This is a genomic window from Microbacterium sp., from assembly GCF_036566905.1.
In the GTDB taxonomy this organism is placed as follows: domain Bacteria; phylum Actinomycetota; class Actinomycetes; order Actinomycetales; family Microbacteriaceae; genus Microbacterium.
In genome coordinates, this window is record NZ_DATCVK010000204.1 from 25,960 (window position 1) to 51,838 (window position 25,879).

Genomic DNA, 25,879 nt, shown 5'->3' on the forward strand with positions numbered 1-25,879 from the left:
CCTACGGCTTCGCGATCCGCGTGTACGAGTCGGGCCGGCGGTCGCGGTAGAACTGCCAGTCGTCGCGCATCTCGCGCACCATGTCGAGGTCGAGGTCGCGCACGAGCAGCTCCTCGTGCTCGCCCGACCCGCGCTCGCCCACGAAGTTGCCCCGCGGGTCGATCACCTGGCTCGTGCCGTAGAAGTCCACCGCGAGATCGCCGTACTCGTTGTCCTCACGTCCGACGCGGTTGGGCTGCAGCACGAAGTAGCCGTTGGCGACGGCCGCGGCGGGGCCTTCCACCTCCCACAGCCGGTTCGACAGTCCCGGCTTCGTGGCGTTCGGGTTGAAGACCATGTGCGCGTCGGCGAGGCCGAGTTCGCGCCATCCCTCGGGGAAGTGGCGGTCGTAGCAGATGTACATGCCGACGCGTCCCACCGCGGTCTCGAAGACCGGGTACCCGAGGTTGCCGGGGCGGAAGTAGAACTTCTCCCAGAACCGGTCGAGGTGCGGCAGGTGGTGCTTTCGGTAGGTGCCGAGCGTCGAGCCGTCGGCGTCGACCAGCACTGCGGTGTTGTAGTACACCCCGGTCTCGGCCTCCTCGTAGATGGGGAGCACCATCACGAGCCCGAGCTCCTTGGCGATCGCGGCGAAGCGCTGCACGATGGGGCCGTCGACCGGCTCGGCGAAGCGGTAGTACTTCTTGTCCTGCGTGATCCCGAAGTAGGGGCCGTAGAACAGCTCCTGGAAGCACACCACCTGCGCGCCCTGGCTCGCGGCGTCCCGCGCGAACCCTTCGTGCTTGTCGAGCATCGACTCCTTGTCGCCCGTCCAGGTGGTCTGCGAAATCGCCGCGCGTACCGTCGTCATCGTCTCTCCGTTCGTGAACCGGCGGATGCCGTGTTCCTCGTCCCTCGGGTGGGACCGGCGGGGTCCGCTCCCGCGGCGGCCCTGCACCCCGATCCTGTCGACCCGACGTTTCCCGTCGGTTTCGGCCTGTGACGCGACAGTAAAGCCTGACCCGGTGCGGCGCAATGGTTGGTTCGGCAGACCTTTCGATGGATCGCAGGGCGGATGCCGTGGCATCCGCGGTACATCTCTGGACGGATGCCGCCGCACAGCGCGTCCCGTAACGTGAAACGGTGTTCCGCCGCCTGAAGACATACCAGCTCGTCACCGACGTGTCGGTCGCGCTGGTCTTCCTGCTGGTCGCCTGGCCCGTCGAGGCGGTCATGGCGACGGGTGCGTTCGGCGTGGAGTACCTGTTCGGATCGGACGGGCACACCGCGTTCGGCCTGCTCATCGCGGGCATCTTCAGCGCCGCTCTCGCGGTGCGCCGGCTGTCGCCGGCGCTCGCGCTCGGGCTCGCTTGGCTGGGCGCTGTGGCGCAGATCGGCCTGGGGCGCCCGCCCAGCTTCTCGGACGTCGCGATCTTCGCGGTGCTGTACGCCACGGCGGCATACGGGGTGCGGCCGGTGTACTGGGCGGGATTCATCTCCGCGATCGTCGGTGCGTTGGTGATCACCGTCTATCTGTTCGCCGGCCCGGTGTTCGCGGGCGGCGGCCTGTCGTGGCAGACGCTGCCCATCGCCCTCGTGACGCTCGTCGCCGCCGCGTTCGCCCTGGGGCTCTCGTGGACGATCGGCGCGCTCGTGCGCACGGCGGTGCGCGCGCGGGAGAACCGCGAGGCGCAGCAGCGCGCCGAGGCGGAGACCGTCGCTGAGCAGGAGCGCGTGCGCATCGCCCGCGACATGCACGACGTCGTCGCCCACTCGCTCGCCGTCGTGATCGCCCAGGCCGACGGTGCGCGCTACGCCGCGGCGACCGACCCCGCGGTCGCGACCGACGCGCTGGCGACGATCTCGAGCACCGCGCGTTCGGCGCTCGCCGACGTGCGGCTGCTCCTCGGCCAGCTGCGCCACCGTCAGGGGGACGGGCCGCAGCCGACGATCGCCGATCTCGAGGAGCTCTACGCACAGGTGCGCGCCGCCGGCGTGGAGCTGCGCGTCGACGTCGACCCCGCGCCGCAGCGCAGTTCGGCCGAGGGCGAGCCGGCGGCGGCCGTGCAGCTCGCCGTCTACCGCATCCTGCAGGAGGCGCTGACGAATGCGCTCCGCCACGGTGCCCCCGGCGGCCCCGTCGACGTGCGGCTCGCGTGGCTCCCCGATCGCGTCGAGCTCGACGTGCGCAACCCGATCGTGCCGGGCACCCAGCCGGGGAGGTTCGGCCACGGCCTCATCGGCATGCGCGAGCGTGCGCAGCTCGCGGGCGGCCGCCTCGACGCGGCCGACGAGTTCGGCGCCTTCACCGTGCGCGCGCACATCCCGATCGGAGATCTCGCATGATCCGCGTCGTGCTCGTCGACGACCAGGCGCTGTTCCGCGCCGGCATCCGCATGCTCATCGACTCGCAGCCCGATCTCGAGGTCGTCGCCGAGGCCGCCGACGGCCGCGAGGGGATCGACGCGGTGCGCCGGTCTCGGCCGGACGTCGTGCTCATGGACATCCGCATGCCCGTCATGGACGGCCTCGCCGCCACCGCGGAACTCCTCGCCGATGCCCCGGAGCCCGGAGCTGCGTCGCCCCGCATCGTGATGCTCACGACCTTCGACCTCGACGAGGCGGCGGCGCGGGCCATCCGCCAGGGCGCGAGCGGGTTCCTCCTCAAGGACGCCGATCCCGAGTTCCTGCTCGCCGCGATCCGTACGGTGCATGCCGGCTCGGCCGTGATCGCGGCATCCGCGACTCGGGAGCTCTTCGAGCGCTTCACGGATGCCGCGCCCCGGCCGGTGCCGCCGGCCTACGGCGACCTCACCGACCGTGAGCGCGAGATCTTCGCCCTCGCCGCGCGCGGCCTCTCGAACGCGGAGATCGCCGCACGCGAGTTCCTCTCGGAGGCCACCGTGAAGACGCACATCAGCCGCATCCTCACGAAGCTCGGGCTGCGGGACCGCGTGCAGCTCGTCGTGTTCGCGTTCGAGCACGGCCTGGCGTAGTTCCGGCCCACCGCCGTGCTGCGTTCGGCAGAATCGGGCGCATGGAACTGCAGCTGAGCATGGTCGTCCTCGAAGTGGCGGATCTCGACGCATCGGTGCGCTTCTACCGCAGGCTCGGGCTCGACATCGCCGACCCCGACCCCGCTCGCCCGGTGGTCGCGCACCGCATGGGCAGCGGCGTCACGCTGCTGATCACGACCGGGTTCGCCTCCCGCTACGACCCGACCTGGGCGCCGCCCGCCGGCGGCGGCTATTCGCAGATGCTGGAGTTCTACGTCGGCGACGACGCGGTCGTCGACAGCACGTGGGCCGACCTCGTGGACGCCGGCTACCGGGGCCGGATGCCGCCGACGCAGACCGTGGGTCCCTACGCCGCCATCGTCGACGACCCCGACGGCAACGCGATCCTGATCACCTCCGACGAGGCAGCCTCGCCCGACGCCTCCTGACCCCCGCGGCCGACCCCGGTGGGTCAGCGGCCCTCGAGCGCGACGCGGTGGGCGGCGTACTTGCGTCGGCCGATCCAGCGCCAGGCGAGCCGGCCGGGCGCGGGCATGTGCTTGTGCAGCCACTCGTCGCCGCCGTCGGGCTGCGCGGCGAGGATCTCGCCCAGCTGCTGCCACATCTGGCCCTTGGGGATCGACTTGCGGCCGTGCTCCGAGAACCACTCCACCTCGGCCTCGGTGATGGTGTGTTCCATGACGGGCACGATGTTGGTCTCCTCGTCGGGGAGGTGCACCGCGATCGCCGCATTGACGCCGTCGAGGGCGGCCAGCACGGGCGCGGCATCCGTTGCACTCGCCGAAGCGCGCCACGCCGGCAGTGCTCGATCCATCGCGCTCAGGTGCACGAGCAGTTCGGCGTGCTGAGCCTTCATGCGCTCGACGTGCGCGGCGCAGGATGGCGCTCGTTCATCGAGTGCCGGCCACAGCCGTTCGTCCTCACCCTCGTGGTGTGCGTGCAGTCCGAGCGACAGGGTCTCGAGCTGCGTGGCGACGACCGCTGCGTGCGCGGTGTCGCCGGTGCGCACCCGTCTGATGAGATCGGGCGCCTCGCCGAACCCGCGGCGGAAGAGGCGATGGATCTCCACCATCCCACTCGCATCGCACGTCTTCGGGGCTTCGGGCAGCGCGCCGCTGGGCGGCAGGGGCGTAGCGGGCATGGCGGCTCCTCGAGACGCGGGTCGGGCTGGACGAGACGATAGTCCTGCGAGGCGGCGCAGGGAAGATCATCCCGGAGATGTACGCCGATGCCTCGTCCGGGCGACGCGCGGGGCGCGTGCGGGTTCCTAACGTCGAAGTCATGGAACTCTCATCGACCGACCTGGGCCTCGCCGCCCGGGTGCAGCAGCTCAGCAAGACGTACGGCACGGGCGAGAGCACGGTGCACGCGCTCGACGGCGTGAGCGTCGGCATCCGCCGCGGCGAGTTCACCGCGATCATGGGTCCGTCGGGATCGGGCAAGTCGACGCTGATGCACATCATGGCCGGCCTCGACGCGCCGAGCTCCGGGCGGGCCTGGATCGGCGACACCGACATCACCGGTCTCTCCGACCTCGAGCTCACCATCCTGCGCCGCCGACGGGTGGGGTTCGTCTTCCAGGCGTTCAACCTCGTGCCCACCCTCGACGCCCTCGGCAACATCCTGCTGCCGTTCGACCTCGACGGACGCCGTCCGACGGCGCTCGAGCGGGCGCGCATCGACGGTCTCGTCGAGCGCCTCGGCCTCACCAGCCGCCTCGGCCACCGGCCGCATCAGCTGTCGGGCGGCCAGCAGCAGCGCGTCGCGATCGCCCGCGCGCTCGCGACGGCGCCCGATCTGGTGTTCGCCGACGAACCGACGGGCAACCTCGACTCGCGCTCGGGGCGCGAGGTGCTCGCCCTCCTCGCCGCCGCCACGCGCGAGCACGGCCAGTCGATCGCGATGGTCACCCACGACCCCGTTGCCGCCTCGCACGCCGACCGCGTGCTGTTCCTCGGAGACGGCCGCATCGTCGCCGACAAGCCGCGCCAGAGCGCCGAAGAGATCTCGGCGTACATGCTCGCGTCCGAGCTGAGCGCAGGGGCGCCGGTCGCCGCCGCGTCGGCCGTCGGCCACGCCGTCGCGGAGGTGACGTCGTGACCGCGGTCGCCCAGACGGGACGGATGCCGCAGCCGGCGGCATCCGTCACCGCGTCGTCGGGTGCGGCCGCCCCGCTCGCCTGGCTGCGCGAGCGCGGCATGGGCGCGAGCATCCTCGTCGCCGCGATCTCGAGCGCGTTCGGGGCGATCCTGCTGAGCGCGACCGGGTTCATCGCGGCCGTGCTGCGCGCGGATCCGTACCTCGGGCTGAGCAGCATGCTCGCCATCGTGCTCGCGATCATGAGCGTCCTGCTCATCGGCGTCGCCGTGTACGTCGCGGCCATCGTGACCGCGAACACGTTCGCCACCGTCATCGCCGGACGCACGCGGCGCATCGCACTGCTGCGCCTGATCGGCGCCTCGGCGCGCTCGCAGCGCTCCGAGGTCGCGCGGCAGGGTCTGGTCGTCGGCGTCATCGGCGCCGCGCTGGGACTCGTCGGAGGCACGCTCGTGTCGTGGGCCGGTGTCGTGCTGGCCAGCTGGGCGCTGGGTATCGAGGGCGTCGACTACGCCGTCGTGCAGGCGGTGCTCGTGATCCCGGCCGTGGTCGTCGCGCTGACCACGTGGATCGCCGCGTGGGCCGGGTCGCGCCGGGTGCTGACGGTCACGCCGCTGCAGGCGCTCGGCGGCTCGGTCGAGGCATCCCACGACGCGTTCACCCGGCGAGGCACGCGCAACGGCGTCGCGATCGCGCTGTTCGCGATCGGCGGCGCCCTCCTCGCTGTCGGCATCCTGCTCGGACTGGTCACGCCGCTCGGGGTGATCGTCGCCTTCTTCGGCGGGATCTTCTCGTTCACGGGCCTCGCGCTCGGCGCGACGCTCGTGATGCCGCCGGTGCTGCGGCTCGTCGGCCGGCTCTTCGGGCGATCGGCCACGGCGCGCCTGGCCGCCGAGAACGCCCTCCGCTATCCGGAGCGCTCGAGCCGGATGGCCATCGGCGTCGTGATGGGCGTGACGCTCGTGACGATGTTCGCGGTCGCGCTCGAGACGGTGAAGGCGGTGCTCACCACGTCGGCGGGCGGCGATGCGCCCGACGAGCTGAACACGCTCCTCGACACGTTCGCCGGCATCATGATGGGCCTGGTCGCCGTCTCGGCCGTCATCGCGGCGGTCGGGCTCGTCAACCTCCTCACGATCGGCGTCGTGCAGCGCCGACGCGAACTCGGACTGCTGCGTGCGCTCGGTGTCTCGACGGGCCAGGTACGGCGGATGGTGCTGCTCGAGGCCGCTCACATCACGATCACCGCGACGGTCACCGGACTCGTGCTCGGCACCGCCTACGGATGGGCCGGGGCGCAGTCGCTCCTCGGCGCGGTGCCCATGCCGCCCTCGTTCGCCGCGCCGACGCTGGTCGCGCCGGCCGTGCCATGGATTCCGGTCGCGATCATCGTGGTCGCGACGGCGATCCTCACCCTGGTGGCTGCGGTCGTGCCGACACGGCTGGCGACGCGCGTCGCCCCGGTCGAGGCGCTCGCCGACTGAGGCGGGACCCGGATGCCGCGGCGCAGGCTTTCGCGCCGCGGCATCCGTCATGCGGGTCGGGGAACGAGGCGGAACGGGCCGCGAGCGGCATCCGCCACGAGTTCGACATACTCCTCGCCGGCGTCGAGGTCGTCGGTCGAGTAGAGATCGGCCACCTCGCGGAGCGCTTCGACGAGGTGCTCCTGCGGAACCGCGTTGTCGTTCTTGCCATGAACCCCCTGCCGCGTCGACATCACCGCCGTGAGCCGGGGCAGGTCAGCGGCGCGCGCCTTCCACAGTGCGTGCAGCGATCGTGGCGTCGCGTTGCGGCTGCCGTGGTGGCCCACCTTGTAGAGGTCGATCTTCGCCAGCCGGTCGCGGAGGTCCGCATCGTCACTCAGCTGATCGAGCGTGTGCCGCCAGTTCTCGATCTGGGCGTCGCCCGAGAGCAGCAGCGACACGCCGCCCACCTTCAGCAGCAGGATGACGCTGGTGTTGTTCAGCGCCTCGTCCAGGTCGCGGACGAGTCGTGCGGCGGAGCGGGAGCGCTGGTTCGCGAGCCGGTCGATCAGCCAGCGGACCGGGCCCGGCCCATGCGTCATCGGCGCTCGGGCATCGGTCTCGGCGGCCGACCCCACCACACGCAGTGACGCGCCGAGTGCGGTGAGCCAGTACTCCGGGTCCTCCTCGCGCTGCTGCGCGACCCGTGGATCCTGATCGACGGTGGGAGGGCCGAGCACCGTCGCGGTGAGCCCGGGGACGACGTCGTCGATGCCCGAGTCCATGCCGGCGTGCAGATAGCGGCCGCGGCCGTCGCGCGAGAGCTCGTTCAGCAGGGCGACCGCCTCGGCGTTCTTGAGCTGGTCCTCGGCGGCCGCCCGGACCTCGTCGTCGAGTCCCACGAGCGTGGCGAGCCGTGCGACCTCCTCCTGCGCCTGCGAGAGAAGAGCGGCGTACCTCGCCGACGCGCGACTCACGCCTGCCGCTTCGTTCGACGCCACCGCCGGGCCGTCCGCGGTCTCCGGGAGTTCGGGATCCTCGGTCCACGATCGCACCACGAGCTTGGGTGCGAGTCGCTTCATGATCGCCGCGCCGGCGTCGACCTCGAACCCACGCAGATGGTCGCGGTGCCGGTGGGTCACCACGAGAACGTCGAGTTCACCGCCGGTGTGCTCCTCGATGAGCGCCGCGACGTCGCCCATGCGCCCGCGAGCCATGCCCTCCCGGGGCGAATGGCTCGTGCCGAAGTCGATCAGGATGTGCCGCTCGCCGCGGCCGTCCGGCAGCGGCGCGTCGTATTCGACCGACACCAGGAAGCAGTCGCCGAAGCCGACCTGGTACATGCGGACGCGGACGCGGATCGGAGTGCTCACCATGTCTCCCCGGAACTCTGCTCGGTGCGGTGCAGCTCGGCGAACGTCTGCCCGCGGGCAATCCCGTCCGAGAATCCGAGGCGCGCCGACGCGTCGCGACGCCCGGTCCGCTCGAGGTGGTCGAGCCGCTTCTGCTGCCGGCGCCAGTCGTCGAGACGCTTGTGGATGTGCAGCTTGAGCCTGCCGAACTGGTCGAAGATCAGCGTGCCGCCGCCGAACAGCTGCACGGGGGTGTTCGGGGCGATCGCGGGGGAGAGCTGCAGCCCGGACTCGTCGGTGAACTCTCGCGCCGTCATGTCCGCCATCTGCACATACGTGGCGACCGACTCCGGCACGATCAGGCCGTCGGGACCGATCCGCTGCGTCGGCAGGACGGACTCGATCACCGTGTAGTAGTCCGTCGACACATCGAGACGGCGCGCGTTCTGCCACAGGAACCGGAACACCTCGTCGCGGTCGCTGCGCAGTCCGGCGAAGTTGATCCCGAGATAGCGCGGTGCGAGCTCGGCCTCGAGGACGTCGGTGACCCGGTCGGACGATCGCCGGATGCCGGCCTTGGCGAATCCGTCCATCAGAAGCTGGCGGTAGCCGAGGTCGTCGTCCGGCACGAGCTCGTTGTCGGCCAGCAGGACGGCGTTGAGCAGATCGCCGAAGTCGAATTCGACGGGCGGCAGGTAGTCCAGACCGCGGATGAGCATCGTGAGCAGCTGGGATGCCGCTTTGGCGCCCTCTTCGGCGGCGCGGGCGCGGTCGACCGTGATGCCCCGGCCGCCTGCGGCCTCGCCGTTCGGGCGGGAGAAGAGCGCCTGGAGCCGCCGATACCAGATCTCGATCAGCAGATCGAAGGCGATCGCGACCAGGACCTCGCCGCGCCGGTGCGGCTCGAGGAACTCGGGCCGCTTCGCCCAGTCCGCCGGAGGCGGGTTCAACGCGGACTCGCGGAGCGCTCCGCGGCCCTGGGTCAGCACACTGCCGATCTGCTCAGCGACGCGGGCGAGCATGCTCCTGCGGAGCGCGTCCGGCTGGATGCGGCCGCGCGGGATGCGGCCGCTCTTGTCCGGCTTGCCGAGAGCCTGCTCGATGACGGGACGCATCGAGAACACTGAGAGGAGCGCGACGATGTCGGCGAAGCCTTCGTGGAAGGCCGCCTGATCGGGCAGGCTCGGCTCGAGGAACCGGCGGCGGAGTCCGTCCAGCACGGCGTGCGTGGTCTCGTGCACCACCACGTCGTGGCTCAGGCAGGTGTAGACGGCCTCGCCACGGGGGTCCGACGGCGGCACGTAGCCGAACAGCAGGGCCCGGTCCTCGAACGAGTAGTACGCGTTCGCCTCGGCGAACGCGTGCGGCACCAGGTAGAGCTGGTGGCTGCCGAATCCCCAGGGAAGCCGCCGGCCGAGCGCCGTCTCGAAGGTCGACAGTGTACGAGCCGCGGTGGCGTAGACGTGCTGGGCATGGAAGGCCAGATCTGTGCGCAGGACCTGGTCCTCGGCATCCGCGAACAGGTCGTCCTTTCCCAGCGGTTCGTGCTTGACGTAGCGACCCGTCGCCGTGTCGTAGTCGACGACGTGCAGCCGGGCCCCGCGCGGGCCGTCCTCCATGCGCGACCACGGCACCTTCACCCGTGCCGTCAGGATCCTGCCGTCGTCGCCGCTGACCGCAGGATCCTGCGCGATGAGCCGCAGCGTCACGTGCGTGCGCGGCTCGTCGGCGGGCTCGGCGTACTCGACACCATCGGTCATGGCGCACCCCCAGGTCCTCGGCTCCACCTTGCAGCGGTTTGCTCCGCTGGGGAAGAGCGGTCGCTGCACGCGGGTGATACGCCGTGACGGGACGATTGTCCGGTGGGGTGCGCCGACCGGCGGGCGGGTGCAGGCTGGGATCATGCAGATCGACATCGTGGAGCACGAACCGCCCTACCGCGTCGGCGTCATCGTCGGCAGCCTGTCGCGCGAATCCGTCAACCGGCGCCTGGCGCTGGCCCTGCAGCGGCTCGCGCCGCCGGAGTTCGAGTTCTTCGAGATCTCGTACGCCGACCTTCCGCTGTACAACCGTGACCTCGACACCGACTATCCGCACGCCGCGCTCGACTTCAAGGCCGCGGTGCGCTCGGCCGACGCGCTGCTGTTCGTGACGCCCGAGTACAACCGGTCGATCCCCGGCGCCCTGAAGAACGCGATCGACTGGGGCAGCCGGCCGTGGGGTCAGAGCGCGTGGACCGACAAGCCGACCGCCGTCATCGGCGCGTCCCCGGGGCAGATCGGCACCGCCGTGGGCCAGCAGTCGCTGCGCAGCACGCTGAGCTTCCTCAACGCGCGCCAGATGACGACTCCCGAGGCGTACATCCACTTCACGCCGGGACTCATCGAAGCCGACGGTGAGGTGACCGTCGCGTCGACCGAGGAGTTCCTCCGCATGTTCATGGGGAAGTTCCTCGAGTACACCGCGCGGGTGCTCACGGTGATCCCGCAGGCCTGACCTCGCTCAGGCGTCGGCGGGCTCGGGGTCGTGCGCCCAGCCGGGTGCGAGGGCTTTCACGCGCGCCGCGCGCCACTGCCAGATGCCCCACAGCACCGGCCACAGCAACGGCGCGGTCGGACCGCCGATCACGAGGCGGTCCCGCCACAGCGTCTTGCCGGGCTGCCCCGGCGCCGGCGACACGGCCATCTGGTGATCCCAGACGTCGAGGCTCGCGAGCGGACCGGTCAGCGGGATGCCGCTGTCGCGGAAGACCCGCACGCGCCCGCCGGGCTCGTCGACCGACCGCTCGCTGACGTGGATCAGCTGGCGCCCCATCGGCACCGAGCCGAACGCCGACAGCTGCACGGGCACGTCGTCGCCGGGAGTCCACGAGGTCGGCAGGCCGCGCGGCACCAGCGGCGCCAGATCCATCACCGGGCCGTAGAGCTCGGCCACCGCTCGCGGCGAGTGCACCGCCCGCCACGCGGCGTCGGGGTCGCAGTCGATCACGAACTTCAGCAGGATCCGCATGCTCCAGTCTCGCACCCTGCCTCCGCGTGGGCACGGGGCGGAGGCTCGACGGCATGGATTCCGGATGCTGCGTTCTACGCTGGACGGATGCCCGAGAGTCCCTTCGACCAGCGCCGCTACCAGGTCCGCCACGACTGGGGAGTCGCCGGACTCCGGCGCCTCGCGCCCGCCGACGTCGTCGTGATCGTCGACGTGCTGCGGTTCTCGACGACGGTGACGGATGCCGTCGCGCGCGGCGAGAGCGTGCCGCTCGACGCCTCCGCCCACGCGGTCTCGCTCAACGGCGCCGCCATCGCCGAGGCCGCCGGCGGGTCGGATGCCACGGTGCTGCTGGGGTGTCTCCGCAACGCGGCAGCGGTGGCCGACGCGGTGCTCGACATCCAGCACCGCCGCGCCGAGCGCACGAGCATCGCGGTGATCGCGGCCGGCGAGCTCGCCGGCCGCGAGCCGGACGCGCCGCTGAGATTCGCCGTCGAGGACCAGCTCGGCGCCGGCGCGATCGTCGACGCCCTCGGCGCGCTCGGCATCGACCACACCTCGCCGGAGTCCGCCGCCGCGTGCGAGGCGTTCCGCGGCCTGCGCGGCGCGGTGCGCCACCTGCTCACCGCGAGCGGCTCGGGTCAGGAGCTCCTCGACCGGGGTGCCCGTGACGAGGTCCTCGACGTCGCCGCGGTGGATGCGGCATCCGTCGTGCCGGTGCTGCGCGAAGGTTCGTTCGTCGCGTACTGATGCGCTTCAGTCCCGCGGGGTGAGCGCGGCCAGGCGCGTCGCGCGGGTGATCTCGCGCCGGGTCCACGTGAAGGCGTGGCGCTCGTCGAAATGCGGAGCGCACTTGGCGCACGACGTGGGCCGGGTCGCCTTGCGGTGCCGGTAGGCGACATGGCCGGCCGGGCACACGCCGACCCACGGGGCCAGCTCGGTCGCGGTCTCGCCCTGGTGGGTCGCGCCGCCCACGTAGCCGAGTTCGCGCGCGACAGCCTTCCAGCGGGGACCGTGTCCGGCGCGAGGACCCGCCAGGGCATGCGCCACCTCGTGCAGCAGGGTCTGGTGGTTGGTGTCGTCGTCGTAGCGCGCCGCCAGGTAGCGCGACACGCTGATGCGCTTGTGCGTGTAGTCGCACAGCCCCGCGCGCCGCTTGGCGTTGTCGAACGCGAAGCTCCACGAGGGGTCGAGGTGGGCGGCTATGAGGGCTTCGGCCCAGTGCCGCACGCGATGCAGTTCCGACATGGAGGCGAGACTAGAACATATCTCCGACACTCAGAGCGACGGCATCCACCTCAGCTGGCGACGGATGCCGCGGCCCGGCGCCGGTCGGCGGCGTCGATCGCGAGGAGAGTGGACTCCAGCTGGTCCTCGGTGGCGCCGGACTCCTGGCGCAGGAACAGTGCGCGCTTGAAGTCCTTGCGCGCGGACTCGTAGTCGCCGGCGTCGAAGTGGACCTTGCCCCGATGCTGGTAGGCGAAGGCGCCGATGCTGGCCCAGCCCTGTCCCTCGGCCTCCGCCGCGCAGGTGGTGAGCTCCTGCTCGGCGGCGGTGAAGGCGCCCCGCGCCTGCAGCACGGTCGCATGGAGGATGCGGGCCCGCAGGAGGTCCTTGCGGGTGCCGGCCATGCGCGCCACGCGCACGGACTGCTCCGAGATCACCAGGGCGTCCTCGGCGCGATCCAGCACCTTGAGGAGCCACACGCGCTCGAGGAGCGCCGGAAGGCTGCGCTGCTCGCCGATCTCTTCGAGCCGCTCCTTGCACTGGCTCGGATTCACCTGTTCGCGGAGAGTGTCGGGATCGTACCCGCTGATGTAGCTCACGTCTGACTCCCTTCGCCGCGCCGATGGCACATCCCAGTGTGCCTGCCGCCCCGATCCTCGCGGGCGTGCCACGCCGAGTCGTGCCGGTCAGCGGGTGAACACGGATGCCGAGGGCTTCGGCGACGGGGTCGCATCGGCGTCGGTGGCGACCCGGGCGCCGCGCGCGAACTCGTCGAGCTCGCGGCCCTCCGCCACCTTGGCGGGGTGCGGACCGGCCGCCATGAGCCGGGGGAGCCATTCGGTCGGCAGAGGGGCCCGGGAGGCGGCGATCACGAGGTTGCCGAAGCGGCGGCCCTTGAGCGTCTGCACCTCCGCGAGCACGATGACGTGCTGGAGCACCGCCTGCACCGTGGCGACCTCGCGGCGCGCGAAGGCGAGGCCGGCGCCGTCGGCGACGTTGACCAGCAGCACGCCGTCGGGGGCGAGGAAGCGCGAGGCCTCCGTGAAGAACTCCACGGTCGTCAGGTGTGCCGGGGTCTGCGCGCCCGAGTACACGTCCGACACGACGAGGTCCGCGGCGCCGACCAGCCCGGCGGGAAGCCGCCCGAGCGCCTCGCGGGCGTCGCCGATCCGCACCCGGATCGAGGCGCCGCGCGGCAGCGGCAGGTTCTCGCGCACCAGGTCCCAGAGGGCGGGTTCCAGCTCGACCACCTGCTGCCGCGAGCCCGGCCGCGTCGCCTCGACGTAGCGGGGGATCGTGAGGGCGCCGGCGCCCAGGTGGATCGCGGTCAGCGGCTGCCCCGGCATCCTGAGCCGGTCGATCACGGCCCCCATGCGGGCGACGTACTCGAAGTGCAGGTGGGTCGGGTCGTCCTGGTCGACGTGCGACTGCGGCGTGCCGTCGACATCGAGCTCCCAGCCGCCGCCGAAGGACGACCGCACCACGCGGGCGAGTGTGCCATCTGAAAGACGGACGGCCGGGACGGCGGCCTCTTCCCGTGCGCGTGCCATGCCTCCACGTTAGCCGCAACGCCGCAGCGAGCCGGGTGTCGTTGACACTTCTGCCCGGCATCGGTGCGGGGCCCTGCGCAGAACGCTGAGATCACGGCATCCGTCGCCGCCGAAACCGAATCGAGACACAGGTGTAACCGACGCGGGTGCTGCGCCCGGGTAGCGTCGGAGCATCACACCCCGCTGAGGGCTTGCGCGCACCTCTGCTCCACGATGACGTGCAGCGGAGCCCACACGACATGGAAGGTGCACAGCACATGCTCCACACTGCGAGAAGGCGCTGGCTCGCCGGCGTGGCCGCGGTCGCCGTCGGCGCGATCGTCCTCACCGCCTGCGCGAGTCAGCGCGACGACGGCGGCAGCGACGAAGAGAGCAGCGACGTCGACTCGACGTTCGTCTTCGGCGCGTCGGGAGACCCGGCCAGCCTCGACCCCGCGTTCGCGAGCGACGGCGAGACGTTCCGCGTCGCGCGCCAGATCTTCGAGGGCCTCGTCGGCACGGTGCCCGGCACCGCCGACCCCGCCCCGCTCCTGGCCAAGAGCTGGGAGCAGCCGGACGACACGACCTACGTCTTCACCCTCGAAGAGGGCGTGACCTTCCACGACGGCACGGACTTCAACGCCGAGGCCGTCTGCTTCAACTTCGACCGCCAGAACGCCTTCACCGGTGTCGCGGCGTCGCAGAGCATGGCGTACTACTGGGGCGTCATCATGCGCGGCTTCGGTGCTGACTCCATCTACGACAGCTGCACCGCCGACAGCGAGACGCAGGCGACCATCACGCTGAAGCAGCCGTTCGCCGGGTTCATTCCCGCACTGTCGCTGCCGTCGTTCTCGATCCAGAGCCCGACGGCACTCGAGGAGTACGGGGCCGACGAGGTGGGCGGCACCGAAGAGGCGCCCATCCAGAGCGAGTACGGCCAGGAGCACCCGACCGGCACCGGTCCGTTCGTGTTCGACTCGATCTCGCTCGGCGAGCAGACGGTCCTCAAGGCCAACCCCGACTACTGGGGCGAGCAGGGCGATGTCCAGGAGGTCATCTTCCGCGTCATCGGCGACACGACGGCACGCCGTCAGGCGCTCGAGGCCGGCAGCATCGACGGCTACGACCTGGTCGCGCCCGCCGACCTGCAGGCGCTCGAGGACGCCGGGTTCTCGCTCGTCAACCGGGACCCGTTCAACGTCCTGTACCTCGGCATGAACCAGGCCGCTCCGGGCCTGTCCGACCCGAAGGTGCGCCAGGCGATCGCGCAGGCGATCGACAAGGACGCGCTCATCACGCAGGTGCTCCCGGAGGGCACGGTGGCGGCGAGCCAGTTCATGCCCGAGGCCGTCATCGGCTGGAACGAGGACGTCACCGACTACGCCTACGACCCAGAGGCCGCCAAGGCCCTCCTCGCCGAGGCCGGCTACACCGAGGCGAACCCGCTGACGGTCACGTTCAACTACCCGGTGAACATCTCGCGGCCGTACATGCCGAACCCCGAGCAGATCTTCACCAACCTGCAGAGCCAGCTCGAGGCCGTCGGCATCGTGATCAACCCCGTGACGAACGAGTGGGTCGAGTACCTCGACCTGATCCAGGGCGGCACGGAGCACGGCATCCACCTTCTCGGCTGGACCGGCGACTACAACGACCCCGACAACTTCGTGGGCACGTTCTTCGGTCTGCCGACCAACGAGTGGGGCTTCGACAACGCCGAGCTGTTCCAGGCGCTGACCGACGCACGCGGTCTCGCGACCGAGGACGAGCAGGAGGCCGCCTACAAGGCGATCAACGAGCAGATCATGGAGTTCCTGCCCGGTGTGCCGCTCGCGCACCCGGTGCCGACGCTCGCGTTCGACGCGCGCGTCACGTCCTACCCGGCTAGCCCGGTGCAGGACGAGGTCTACAACATGGTCGAGCTCAGCGAGTGACGCCGTGACCGGATGCCCCGTCCCGGCCCGCGCCGGGGCGGGGCATCCGGGTCCCGCCGTCCGCCCGCCCGCGACCGCCGGTCGCCGTCCCCGGAGAATCCCACGTGCTACGCACCATCGGCAGGCGCCTCCTTCTGCTCGTCCCGACGCTTTTCGGTTTGACCATCCTCTTGTTCTTCTGGGTTCGCGCCCTCCCCGGCGGGCCGGCCGTCGCGCTCCTCGGCGAACGGGCCACACCGGAGCGCATCGCCGAGATCAATGAGCTCTACGGCTTCAACGAGCCGCTGATCGCCCAGTACTTCACCTGGCTGGGCCAGCTGCTGCAGGGCAACTTCGGCGTCTCGATCCAGACCCAGCGTCCCGTCACCGAGGAGTTCGCGCGCCGGTTCCCGGCCACCCTCGAACTGACGATGTTCGCGATCATCCTCGCCGTGGGCGTCGGCATCACGATCGGCTACTGGGCGGCACGCAGGCAGGGCAAGCCCGCCGATCACTTCGCCGTCTTCGCGAGCCTCATCGGCATCACGATCCCGGTGTTCTTCCTCGGCGTGATCCTGAAGTGGATCTTCGCGGTGCAGCTCGGCTGGCTCCCCTCCGACGGCCGCCAGGACCCGCGCCTCGACGCGACGCACTACACGAACTTCTACGTCTTGGACGGCATCATCACGGGGGAGTGGGATGCCGCGTGGGACGCGTTCCTGCACCTGATCCTGCCGGGCATCGCCCTGGCGACCATCCCGCTCGCGATCATCACGCGCATCACCCGCGCCTCGGTGCTCGAGGTGCAGAACTCGGACTACGTCCGCACCGGCATGGCGAAGGGCATCTCCCGCGGCACGATCCGCGGCCGGTTCATCCTGCGCAACTCGCTGCTGCCGGTGGTGACCACGATCGGCCTCCAGTTCGGCCTGCTGCTGTCGGGGGCGATCCTGACCGAGTCGGTGTTCGCCTACCCCGGCATCGGCTCGTTCCTCTCGCGCGCCATCTTCACGCGCGACTACCCGGTGCTGCAGGGGTTCATCCTCTTCATCGCCGTCATCTACGCGCTCATCAACCTGGCCGTGGACGTGTCGTACAGCTTCATCGATCCGAGAGTGCGGGTGCAGTGATGACGCGCGCTCAGCTGATCAGAAACCCCATCGGAGGTGCGGCATGACGTCCGCGATGCTTCCCCCCGCCCCCAGCGGCGGACCCGTCGACGACACCGCCGTCGACGACAAGGAGCTGCTCGCTGCGAAGACCCGCGGCGGCGGTTTCTGGCGCGACGTCTTCCGCCGCCTGCGCCGCAACCCGAGCGCATGGGTCGGCGCGGTCATCATCGCGATCTTCGTTCTCGTGGCGATCTTCGCGCCCCTGCTCGCGCCGTACGGTCCCGAGGAGCTTCCGGGGCAGCAGTACATCACCCCCGGTCACATCCCCGGTCCCGGCGAGATCGAGGGCTTCCCGCTCGGCCTCGACCGCTTCGGCGGCGACATGCTCTCCAAGCTCATCTGGGGTGCGCGGGCGTCGCTCGTGATCGGCATCGTCTCGACGCTGCTCGGCCTCGTCGGCGGCATGATCCTCGGTCTCGTCGCCGCCACGTTCGGCGGCTGGGTCGACACGACGATCATGCGCTTCGTCGACATCCTGCTGTCGGTGCCCTCGCTGCTGCTCGCCGTCTCGATCGCGGCGCTGATGGGGCAGACCCCCCTCGCGATCATGATCGCCATCGGCGCCGCGCAGGTGCCGATCTTCGCGCGACTGCTCCGGGCATCGATGCTGCAGCAGCGCTCGAGCGACTACGTGCTGTCGGCCGCCACCCTCGGCCTCGGCCGCGGGCGCATCACGATGAGCCATGTGCTGCCCAACGCGGTCGGACCGGTCATCGTGCAGGCGACGCTCACGCTCGCTACCGCGGTCATCGAAGCCGCCGGCCTGTCGTACCTCGGTCTCGGCGGCGGCGTGCCGCAGACCGCCGAGTGGGGCCGCATGCTCACCTACGCGCAGCTCGAGCTGGCCGTGAACCCCTGGATCGCGATCCTGCCCGGCATCTGCATCACCGTCACGGCGCTGGGCTTCACGCTCCTCGGCGAGGCGCTGCGCGAGGCCATGGACCCACGCACCCGCGCCCGCTGAGCCTGTCGAAGCGCGGCGGTCAGACCGCGATGTCGAGCTCGTTGCCGGGGATCGAGGCGAGCAGGCGACGCGTGTACGGGTCGCGGGGGTTGGTGAAGATCTCCTCGGAGGATGCCGCCTCCACGAGCTGCCCGTCCTTCATGACGCACACGTAGTCGCTGATCAGCCGCACGACGGCCAGGTCGTGCGAGATGAAGAGGTAGCTCAGGCCGTACTCGCGCTGCAGGTCGCGCAGGAGCGTCAGCACCTGGTCCTGCACGAGCACGTCGAGGGCCGACACCGGCTCGTCGCAGACGATGAGGTCGGGAGACAGTGCGAGGGCGCGCGCGATGGCGACGCGCTGCCGCTGGCCGCCCGACAGCTCGGACGGGTACCGGCGCAGCATCGACTGAGGCAGCGCGACGTCGTCGAGCAGCTGCCGCACACGGGCGGCGCGCTCCTTCGACGATCCGCGCTTGTAGAAGTCGAGGGGTTCGGAGATGATCCGCTCGATCGAGAACATGGGGTTCAGCGACGAGTAGGGGTCTTGGAAGATCGGCTGCACGCGCTGGCGGAACTGCTTGAGGTCGCCGCCCTTGAGCGTCGTGACGTCCTGGCCGTCGAAGCGGATGGAGCCGCTCGTCGGCTCGAAGACGCGCAGCATCATGCGCGCCGTGGTGGTCTTGCCCGATCCCGACTCGCCCACGATCGCCACCGTCTCGCCGCGCGGGATGGCGAACGACACGTCCTGCACCGCGGTGAAGTCCTCCTTGCTGCCGCGCACCTTGAAGACCTTGGTGAGGTTCTCGACCTCGACGATGTAGTCGGGAGCGGATGCCTCGGCCGCGGTCTCGGCCGGAGGCTCGGCCGAGGTCACCCCGTGCTCGGTCACCGCGGCGGGGGCGGCATCCGTCGGCTCGATGGCCGGGGCGATGTCGGGCTTCGGCGCCGCGGGAGCGGTGGCGCGGAACACGTCGGGCCGCAGCCGCACCGCGGCGACCGAGGGCGCGGCCTTGACGAGCGCCTGCGTGTACGGGTGCTGCGGGTCCTCGAGGATCTGCCGCGCCGGGCCCTGCTCGACGATGCGTCCGCGGTTCATGACGACCACACGTGCGGCGCGCTCTGCGGCGAGGCCCAGGTCGTGCGTGATCAGCATGACCGACGTGCCGCGTTCGCTCGTCATTCGGTCGAGCTGATCGAGGATCGTCTTCTGCACCGTGACGTCGAGGGCGCTCGTCGGCTCGTCGGCGATGAGCAGCTTCGGGTCGCACGCGAGGCCGATCGCGATGAGCGCGCGCTGGCGCATGCCGCCGGAGAACTCGTGCGGGTACTGCTTCGCGCGGGCGGCGGCGTCGGGAAGGCCCGCCGCGGCGAGCGTCTCGACCACCTTGCGGTCGACATCCCGCCGGGTGGCGAGGCCGTGCGCGAGGAGTGTCTCGGCGATCTGGCTGCCGATCTTGGCCACCGGGTTGAGGTTGGACATCGGGTCCTGCGGCACGAGCCCGATCGAGCGGCCGCGGATCGTGCGCATGACGCCCTCGGAGGCGCCGACGAGGTCTTCGCCCTCGAACATGATGCTGCCCCGAGTGACCTTGCCGTTGCCCGGCAGCAGGCCGATGACCGCCATCGCGGTGGTCGACTTGCCCGAGCCCGACTCGCCCACGATCGCGAGCGTCTCACCGGCCGCGAGGTCGAGGTCGATGCCTTCGACGGCGTGCACCGGGCCGTCGATGGTCTGGAACTCGACGGCGACGTCGCGGACCTGGAGCAGCGGCGCCCCGGCCGCGACACGTTCAGTGGATCGGGCCATGCGCTCCATCCTGCCTGCCGGAGTGATTTCGCGCATCGGTGCGGCGCCAGCCTTTACGGATCCGTAACGCGCGGGGTCCCCCGCTCGCCCGGGCGCTGCCGCAGTACCGTGGAGCCATGGCGGAGATCGACCTCAACGCGGACCTCGGCGAGACCGTCGACGGGATGCCGACCGCCGACGACGAGGCGATGTTCGCGGTGATCTCGAGCGCGAGCATCGCGTGCGGCGGGCATGCGGGCGACGCCGTGTCGATGCGCGACGCCGTCACACGAGCCGAGCGGTTCGGCGTGGCGGTGGGAGCTCATCCGTCGTACCCCGACCGCGAGAACTTCGGGCGCATCGCCGTGGCGATCGACCCCGCCGACCTCGCGGCGGCCGTCGCCGAGCAGCTCGAAGCCCTGCGCCTCGCCGGTGCCGACCTCCGGTACGTCAAGCCGCACGGGGCGCTCTATCACGCCGTGATCCGCGACCGGGCTCAGGCCGACGCCGTCGCCCGCGTCGTGGCCGACGTCTCCGCCGTCGTCGGGCGGCCGCTGCCGGTGCTGGGCCTGCCGGGCGAGATGACGGCGGCTGCGGCATCCGTCGGCCTTCCGTTCGTGCACGAGGCCTTCCTCGACCGCGGCTACCTGCCCGACGGCTCGCTCGTGCCCCGCTCGCGGCCGGGTGCCCTGCTCGACGACCCCGAGCAGGTGGCGGCGCGGGCCGTGCGGCTGTCGCGGGAGGGCGTGGTCGACGCGATCGACGGGTCGCTCGTGAGGGCCGATGCCGCCTCCCTGTGCGTGCACGGCGACTCGCCGGCTGCCGTCGAGATGGCTCGCGCGGTGCGTGCCGCGCTCGACGGCGCGGGCGTGGAGGTGCGGGCACCATGGTGAGCCGCAGGTGGTCGCCGTGCTGAATGCGCGCGTGCGGCCCGTGGGGGAGCGGGCGTTCCTCCTCGAAGCCGATGCGCTCGACGAAGTGCTGGCGCTCCACGCCGCGCTCGCCGCCTCGCGACCGGACGGCGTCGTCGACCTCGTCCCGGCCGCACGGACCCTGCTGGTCCGTGTCGATCCGGGGCTGATGCCGCTGACGGCCGCACGTGCCTGGGCGCTCGCCGCCGCCGCGGACGCCGGGACTGGCGCCGGGGCTGATGGACCGCTCGTCGACCTCGACATCGTGTACGACGGGGCTGATCTCGATGACACCGCGCGCCTGCTCGGCATCGGTGCCGACGAGCTGGTGCGACGGCATTCCGCCGCGCAGTGGCGCGTCGCGTTCACCGGCTTCGCGCCGGGCTTCGGCTACCTCGCGAGCGATGACTGGTCGTTCGACGTCCCGCGCCTCGAGTCGCCGCGCACGCGCGTCCCCGCGGGCGCGGTGGGGCTGGCCGGCGGATTCTCCGGCGCCTATCCGCGCGACACCCCGGGCGGCTGGCGGCTCATCGGCACGACCACCGCGCCGCTGTTCGACCCGGATGCCGCATCCCCCGCGCTCCTCGCGCCGGGGACCCGCGTTCGGTTCCGGCCGATGGCGCAGGCCGGTGCCGCCGCCGCGCCCACGCCCCCTCCAGCCCCGAGCGACGCGCGAGCCGGCGGCATCCGGATCCTCGAACCGGGCCTGCTGGCAACCCTGCAGGACCTCGGACGAGAGGGCGCGGCATCCGTCGGCGTGGCCGTCTCGGGGGCACTGGATCGTGGGGCCCTGCGCACCGCCAACCGACTGCTCGGCAACCCCGAGGGCGCAGCCGCCATCGAGGTCACGATGGGCGGGCTGCGTGCCGTCGCGGAGACGGATCTGTGGGTCGCGGTGACCGGCGCCTGGGGTGTCGTCCGGATCGACGGGCGGGAGGCCGATCCGTACGCGGCGCATCGGTGGCCGGCGGGCGCCGAGCTGCATCTGGACTGGTTCTCGCACGGGGCGCGCGCCTACGTCGCGGTGCGGGGCGGGCTCGACGGCCGCACCGCCCTCGGCTCGCGCTCGACCGATCTGCTCGCGGGACTCGGACCTGCGGCGCTCCGCGCCGGTGACGGCGTCGGGGTCCTCGACGACGCCCGCATGCCGATCCCGGTCGCGCCGCCCGCGGCGTGGGGCGCGCCGCACGACGACGAGCTCGAGCTCGAGCTCGCACCGGGGCCGCGCGCCGACTGGTTCGCGCCGGAGGCGCTGACGACGCTGTACGACGCCGTGTGGACGGTCTCGAATCACGCCGATCGCGTGGGCGCACGCCTCGACGGGCCCGAGCTCGCCCGCGTGCGCACCGGCGAGCTGCCGAGCGAGGGCATGGTCCCGGGGGCGCTGCAGGTGCCGCCCAGCGGCCGGCCCACGATCCTCCTCGCGGACGGGCCCGTGACCGGTGGCTACCCCGTGATCGCGGTCGTGACGGCGGCCTGCCTCGACCTCGTCGCGCAGGCCCGGCCGGGCACGCGCATCCGATTCCGGCACGCGCGCCCGCCCGTGTGACGGGACTACCGAAGCCGCCTCACTTGCCGCCGGCCTCCAGCAGGTCGGCGGTCGCGCGCAGAATGGCCACGATGGCGGCGGTGCGCATCTCGGCCGGCGCGCGGTGGCCGTCCGTCTCGATCGCGACGGATGCCGCAGCGGGAAGCGCGTCGTGCAGCGAGGACAGCAGGCCGCGCGCATTCAGGGCACCGGCCGCCGACAGCATCGGTCGCTGCTCGTAGGTGTCGTCGAGGATGTCGAACACCGCGGCGACGAACTCGCTGTTGGTGAGCGCCGGCGTCTTGGCGAACACGCTGAGGGCGGCCGACGTGAACACGCCGTGCCCGTTCGTCTCGAGAGCGACCTGATCGGGCTGGCAGGCGCTGATCAGCACCTCCCGGCCGTCGGCCCGCTGCGCACGCGGCACCGCGGCGCGGTCGGTCTCGACCTCGACGACCCGCTTCCAGGCGGCCGTGCGGAAGGCATCCGCCGGGGACGCCGCGCGCTCCTCACGGAACGCCGCCTCCTCGTCCGCGTCGAGCACCGTCATGCGCGGTGTCGCGCCGGCGGGGATCTTCCGCGACTCGAACTCGGTGGGCGTGATCTCGCGGTTCACCGAGCCGGAGTGGCACGAGTCGAAGAAGAGCGTGACCGACACCCCGTCTGGGATCGCGTCCCAGATGGCGCCGAGGTCGTCGTCGACGATGAGCTGACCCTCGCGGAAGTCGACCGGGCAGAGAGCCTCATCCTTGGGCCCGAACGTGTCGGTCTCGTCGCCGTCGAGGTCGGGGACGAACGTGCCGTGGCCCGCGAACTGGATCGCGACGATGTCGCCGTCGCGCGCCGACGAGACCTTGTCGAGCATCGCCCGCAGGATCGCGTCGCGGGTGGCGTCCGCGTTGTGGATCGACTCCACCTTGAAGCCGGCGTCGGTGAGCGCGTCGGCCCACGCCTCGGCGTCCGCCACGCAGCCGCTCAGCGGGTCCTTGGGGTACGCGTCGATGCCGATGCAGAGGGCGAGCTTGCGCGGTGCGGCACCGCGGGCGCCGGTCGGCTCGGGGCGCGGCGCAGGGGTGAATTCGCTGACCTCGCGCGTCCGGCGCGGGAAGACGGCCACGTGGTCGGTCTCGTCGCTGTCGGGCACGCCGACGACGCGCCGCGCGAGACTCATCATCGTCTCCTCGTCGTTGTCGAAGTCGCCGTGCGAGGTCGCCTGCGTGCTGCTGCGCCGGCCGCGGGCGACGGGACCGAGGACGAGGCGCTCGGAGGTGTCGCCGAGGTAGGCCATCGTCCGTCCCGAGCGACGCAGGTGCTCCTCGAGACCGAGGATCTCGGCATCCTTCTCCGCCTCGAACGCCCGCGAGACGAGATACAGGAGCGATTTGCGGTAGACCCCCGCCGTGTTGTCGCGCCTCTCCTGGTTCTCGTTCATCGTGAAGATCGACAGGTTCTCGATCTTCCCGGTCTCGGCCAGGGGCAGCAGTGTCGCCTCGAAGGTGTCGACGCGCACCGCGGGCGCCAGGAAGGTCACGCTCTTCACGCTCTCGACCTTGTCGTCGCCCTCGAACAGCCGCGGCACGAAGTGCGAGTGGTAGATCGACCCGGCGCTGTGCCCCGCGATGTGCAGCTCGATGGCGCCGGCGTTCGCGGCCATGTACTCCCGCAGCGCCGCCGCGAGCACGTACGCGCCGCCGGCTGCGCCGCCGTCGACGGCCGGAAGGCAGGCGCCGGCGGAGTCGAGCTTCATGTCGTCCCAGAACTTCCGCCCGCCGAGCACCCGGGCCGCGGCCTCCACGGCGAGATCCGTGAGGTCGGTGAAACCGCGCTTGCCGGCCTTGCCCCGGACGACGTCTTCGAGAGTGGTCTTGAAACCGCTCTCCCAGACCAGGTGGAGGGGATACACGCCGTTCTTCTTCCACCACCCGACCTGCCGCTGGGCCGTCTGCAGCCCCGCGGCCTTGTCGGTGAGCCCGCCGTGGGCCCAGATGAGCACCGGAACGGGCGCGGGCGCCTCGCCGGCCGGCGTCTTCTTCGCCTGCTGGTCCACGAACGCGCCGAGGTCGACGTCGATCATCCGCTTGACGTCGTCGGCCGTGGTCTTGAAATCGTCGACGGTGCGTGGCTTGGCGCTCGCTGCCGTGGCGAGCCTGCCGTCCTCGGTGTGGACGACGTGCTTGCGCAGTGCGGTGAGCTCCGCGGCGCTGAGCGTCGCGCCACGGGCGGTCGCGGTGGTGTCGGGCATGGTGTCACGTCCTGTCTGCTGGTGGTGGAGGGTGAGGTCAGGGGTGGTCGTCACGCGCGAGGCCGCTGCGGACGAGCTTCGCCCGCGGGTCGGCGAAGACGGTGAAGGCGAGCGAGGTGAGGTCGCCGGCCTCGCGGGCCGCCCGTCGTGCGGCGAGCACCGCCTCGCCGACGGTTGCGCCCTCGCCGAGCGTCTGCGTGTAGAAGGTGCGGACGAACAGCGCGGTGACGTCATCGCGAACCGCCCACGAGCACCCGATGAACACGCCCGCTCCGCCGCGGAGGAACACCTCCGCGAACCCGCCGAGCCCGGTGGCGCCCGAGCGGAGCCGGCCCACGTCGCACGCGCTCAGGAACACGAACGGGGCGGATGCCGCGGCCTGCGGCTCGTCGAGTTCGGGCAGGTCGCGCCGGGCGTCGGAGTCGGTGTACGAGGCGGTTCCGTCGTCGTGATCCTCTGAGAACGCGGCGAACGCGATCTCCTGCCCACGCGGATCGACGTCTCGCCATCGGCCGTGCCCGGCGAAGTGGAGAAGGTCGAAGCCATCCGCGATCGCCTGGCGGAACGCGACGGGATCGGCGGCCGGGCGGGGGCTGAGCGCCAGCAGGTCGCCGAGGGTCTCGATCTCCTCGCGGGCGCGCGGGAGGGTCAGATTGTGATCGATGTAGTCGGGGGCGATCGCGACGACACGGCTGGTATCGACGGGCAGGACGGTCGGTCGTGTCGTCCCGTACATCCAGCGCGTGAGCCCGAGGTCGCCGAGGAAGTAGCGCTCCGGGTCGGGTCGCTGCGTGCCGACGGGCACGAGGTGCAGGATCTCCCACGGGATGTCGAGTTCCCCTGACGTCTGCAGCACCAGTTGCGAGATCCTCCGGCGCCGGCTCCACAGCAGGGCGTTGACCTCATCGCCGAGAAGATCCTCCGCGATCCGGGCGCCGAGTGTGCGCACATCGCGGCGGACGGTGTCGGCGGCCTCCTCGGCCTCGTCGGGATCCTCCTCCACCGCCTGGCGATACGCCGATCTGATCGCCGCGAGGTCCGCGTAGATGCCCTCGACGTATGCGCTCTTGTCGTCGAGACGCACCGAGTTCTTCACGACGGTTCTGCCGATCTTCGCCGTGATGAGCAGCTCGGAGCGGCCGCGTGAGATCGACTCGTCGATCACGAGGGTCGGGAGGTCCGCGATGCTGCGCGGCGGCGCGGCGACGGATGCCGCCACCAGACGCACGTCGCCGGTCGGGTCGTCGGCGTCGTCCGAGAGGATCAGGGTGCTCAGTGCCAGCACGGCGAGCGGCGCCACCACGGGCGGCTGGGTGAACGTCACGGTGATGTGGCCACGCCCGGGTGCGTCGGGTACCAGTCGGAAGACGAGTCGCCGGGGACCGTCCCCGTTCGCGGGCAGCGAGGTCGTGACGACCGACGGGGTGCCGTCGGCGAAGGCGAGGCCGCGCAGCTGCATGCCGACTTCGATGTCACGCGACGGGTCGAACCGTGCCCGGGTCTTCTTGTGCGCGGTGCCGGCCGTCGGGGCGAGGTCCTCCAGCGACAGCCTGACGACCGCATCGAACGCGACGCCGGCGACGACGCGCGAGGGAACCTCCGCGTCGACGACGGCCGGGACCGGTGTCGCGCCGTCCAGACCGGTGGTCGGCGACCCCGGAGCCGGTGCGGGCGCGGCCGGAGCGGGTGCGGGCACGGGCGGTGCCGGTGCGGCAGGTGCGAGCCC

23 protein-coding genes are annotated in these 25,879 nt (G+C 71.5%); 12 read left to right on the forward strand and 11 right to left on the reverse strand.

Annotated elements, in window-relative coordinates; all coding sequences use genetic code 11:
• Position 1 precedes the first annotated feature (1 nt).
• On the reverse strand, positions 2-850 hold the full coding sequence (locus VIP82_RS17185) for a nitrilase-related carbon-nitrogen hydrolase (RefSeq protein ID WP_331910811.1): 849 nt from the start codon (positions 848-850) through the stop codon (positions 2-4).
• Positions 851-1,122: 272 nt separating this feature from the next.
• Between VIP82_RS17185 and VIP82_RS17190 the strand changes: the two genes are divergently transcribed.
• Genes VIP82_RS17190 through VIP82_RS17200 form a run of 3 tightly spaced genes read left to right on the forward strand, consistent with a single transcriptional unit; the run spans position 1,123 to position 3,424 of the window.
• Positions 1,123-2,325 carry a histidine kinase gene (locus VIP82_RS17190; RefSeq protein WP_331910813.1) on the forward strand — a complete coding sequence of 401 codons (1,203 nt, stop codon included), beginning with the start codon at positions 1,123-1,125 and terminating at the stop codon, positions 2,323-2,325.
• Positions 2,322-2,975: a response regulator gene (locus tag VIP82_RS17195; protein ID WP_331910815.1), complete on the forward strand. Its 654-nt coding sequence runs from the start codon at positions 2,322-2,324 to the stop codon at positions 2,973-2,975. The genes VIP82_RS17190 and VIP82_RS17195 overlap by 4 nt, the downstream gene beginning before the upstream one ends.
• A gap of 41 nt (positions 2,976-3,016) precedes the next feature.
• The gene (locus tag VIP82_RS17200; RefSeq protein ID WP_331910817.1) at positions 3,017-3,424 is read left to right on the forward strand and encodes a VOC family protein; all 408 of its coding nucleotides are present in this window, start codon (positions 3,017-3,019) and stop codon (positions 3,422-3,424) included.
• 23 nt (positions 3,425-3,447) lie between these two features.
• Here the strand turns inward: VIP82_RS17200 and VIP82_RS17205 are convergent, their stop codons facing one another.
• Positions 3,448-4,137: a hemerythrin domain-containing protein gene (locus VIP82_RS17205; RefSeq protein WP_331910819.1), complete on the reverse strand. Its 690-nt coding sequence runs from the start codon at positions 4,135-4,137 to the stop codon at positions 3,448-3,450.
• 140 nt (positions 4,138-4,277) lie between these two features.
• Here VIP82_RS17205 and VIP82_RS17210 point away from each other — a divergent pair, with 140 nt between their 5' ends.
• Together VIP82_RS17210 and VIP82_RS17215 are read left to right on the forward strand one after the other, a co-directional pair.
• Positions 4,278-5,096 carry an ABC transporter ATP-binding protein gene (locus tag VIP82_RS17210; protein WP_331910821.1) on the forward strand — a complete coding sequence of 273 codons (819 nt, stop codon included), beginning with the start codon at positions 4,278-4,280 and terminating at the stop codon, positions 5,094-5,096.
• A 23-nt stretch (positions 5,097-5,119) separates the two neighbouring features.
• The gene (locus VIP82_RS17215; RefSeq protein ID WP_331910855.1) at positions 5,120-6,577 is read left to right on the forward strand and encodes an ABC transporter permease; all 1,458 of its coding nucleotides are present in this window, start codon (positions 5,120-5,122) and stop codon (positions 6,575-6,577) included.
• A gap of 47 nt (positions 6,578-6,624) precedes the next feature.
• On the opposite strand, the gene VIP82_RS17220 is transcribed toward VIP82_RS17215, so the two are convergent.
• On the reverse strand, positions 6,625-7,929 hold the full coding sequence (locus tag VIP82_RS17220; protein ID WP_331910823.1) for a ComEC/Rec2 family competence protein: 1,305 nt from the start codon (positions 7,927-7,929) through the stop codon (positions 6,625-6,627).
• On the reverse strand, positions 7,926-9,668 hold the full coding sequence (locus VIP82_RS17225) for a gluzincin family metallopeptidase (protein ID WP_331910825.1): 1,743 nt from the start codon (positions 9,666-9,668) through the stop codon (positions 7,926-7,928). The genes VIP82_RS17220 and VIP82_RS17225 overlap by 4 nt, the downstream gene beginning before the upstream one ends.
• 142 nt (positions 9,669-9,810) lie before the next feature.
• Here VIP82_RS17225 and VIP82_RS17230 point away from each other — a divergent pair, with 142 nt between their 5' ends.
• A complete protein-coding gene (locus tag VIP82_RS17230; RefSeq protein WP_331910827.1) occupies positions 9,811-10,404 on the forward strand; it encodes an NADPH-dependent FMN reductase in 594 nt (197 codons plus the stop codon).
• 6 nt (positions 10,405-10,410) lie between these two features.
• Here VIP82_RS17230 and VIP82_RS17235 read toward each other — a convergent pair whose 3' ends face one another.
• The gene (locus VIP82_RS17235; RefSeq protein WP_331910829.1) at positions 10,411-10,917 is read right to left on the reverse strand and encodes a hypothetical protein; all 507 of its coding nucleotides are present in this window, start codon (positions 10,915-10,917) and stop codon (positions 10,411-10,413) included.
• An 87-nt stretch (positions 10,918-11,004) separates the two neighbouring features.
• Here VIP82_RS17235 and VIP82_RS17240 point away from each other — a divergent pair, with 87 nt between their 5' ends.
• Positions 11,005-11,646 (forward strand): 2-phosphosulfolactate phosphatase, encoded by a 642-nt coding sequence (locus VIP82_RS17240; protein WP_331910831.1) that lies wholly within the window; start codon positions 11,005-11,007, stop codon positions 11,644-11,646.
• A gap of 6 nt (positions 11,647-11,652) precedes the next feature.
• On the opposite strand, the gene VIP82_RS17245 is transcribed toward VIP82_RS17240, so the two are convergent.
• The 3 genes from VIP82_RS17245 to VIP82_RS17255 all read right to left on the reverse strand — a co-directional run bounded on the left by VIP82_RS17245 (position 11,653) and on the right by VIP82_RS17255 (position 13,673).
• A complete protein-coding gene (locus VIP82_RS17245) occupies positions 11,653-12,144 on the reverse strand; it encodes a SprT-like domain-containing protein (protein ID WP_331910833.1) in 492 nt (163 codons plus the stop codon).
• 50 nt (positions 12,145-12,194) lie between these two features.
• Positions 12,195-12,722 (reverse strand): tetratricopeptide repeat protein, encoded by a 528-nt coding sequence (locus VIP82_RS17250; RefSeq protein ID WP_331910835.1) that lies wholly within the window; start codon positions 12,720-12,722, stop codon positions 12,195-12,197.
• Between the two features lie 87 nt (positions 12,723-12,809).
• A complete protein-coding gene (locus VIP82_RS17255; protein WP_331910837.1) occupies positions 12,810-13,673 on the reverse strand; it encodes a spermidine synthase in 864 nt (287 codons plus the stop codon).
• Positions 13,674-13,930: 257 nt separating this feature from the next.
• Here VIP82_RS17255 and VIP82_RS17260 point away from each other — a divergent pair, with 257 nt between their 5' ends.
• The 3 genes from VIP82_RS17260 (at position 13,931) to VIP82_RS17270 (ending at position 17,704) form a co-directional block, all read left to right on the forward strand.
• Complete coding sequence (locus VIP82_RS17260; RefSeq protein WP_331910839.1) at positions 13,931-15,589, forward strand: ABC transporter substrate-binding protein; 1,659 nt, start codon at positions 13,931-13,933, stop codon at positions 15,587-15,589.
• Positions 15,590-15,693: 104 nt separating this feature from the next.
• Entirely contained in the window at positions 15,694-16,698 is a 1,005-nt protein-coding gene (locus tag VIP82_RS17265; protein WP_331910841.1) for an ABC transporter permease, read from the forward strand.
• A 43-nt stretch (positions 16,699-16,741) separates the two neighbouring features.
• The gene (locus tag VIP82_RS17270) at positions 16,742-17,704 is read left to right on the forward strand and encodes an ABC transporter permease (protein ID WP_331910843.1); all 963 of its coding nucleotides are present in this window, start codon (positions 16,742-16,744) and stop codon (positions 17,702-17,704) included.
• A gap of 19 nt (positions 17,705-17,723) precedes the next feature.
• On the opposite strand, the gene VIP82_RS17275 is transcribed toward VIP82_RS17270, so the two are convergent.
• Positions 17,724-19,493 (reverse strand): dipeptide ABC transporter ATP-binding protein, encoded by a 1,770-nt coding sequence (locus tag VIP82_RS17275; protein WP_331910845.1) that lies wholly within the window; start codon positions 19,491-19,493, stop codon positions 17,724-17,726.
• Positions 19,494-19,609: 116 nt separating this feature from the next.
• On the opposite strand from VIP82_RS17275, the gene VIP82_RS17280 reads away from it, so the two are divergent.
• On the forward strand, positions 19,610-20,365 hold the full coding sequence (locus VIP82_RS17280) for a 5-oxoprolinase subunit PxpA (RefSeq protein ID WP_331910847.1): 756 nt from the start codon (positions 19,610-19,612) through the stop codon (positions 20,363-20,365).
• A gap of 16 nt (positions 20,366-20,381) precedes the next feature.
• Positions 20,382-21,932 (forward strand): 5-oxoprolinase subunit B/C family protein, encoded by a 1,551-nt coding sequence (locus VIP82_RS17285; RefSeq protein WP_331910849.1) that lies wholly within the window; start codon positions 20,382-20,384, stop codon positions 21,930-21,932.
• Positions 21,933-21,951: 19 nt separating this feature from the next.
• Here the strand turns inward: VIP82_RS17285 and VIP82_RS17290 are convergent, their stop codons facing one another.
• A complete protein-coding gene (locus VIP82_RS17290) occupies positions 21,952-24,207 on the reverse strand; it encodes a caspase family protein (RefSeq protein WP_331910851.1) in 2,256 nt (751 codons plus the stop codon).
• Positions 24,191-25,879 (reverse strand): CHAT domain-containing protein (locus VIP82_RS17295; protein ID WP_331910853.1); only part of this gene is annotated, 1,689 nt, incomplete at its 5' end. The genes VIP82_RS17290 and VIP82_RS17295, both read right to left, overlap by 17 nt.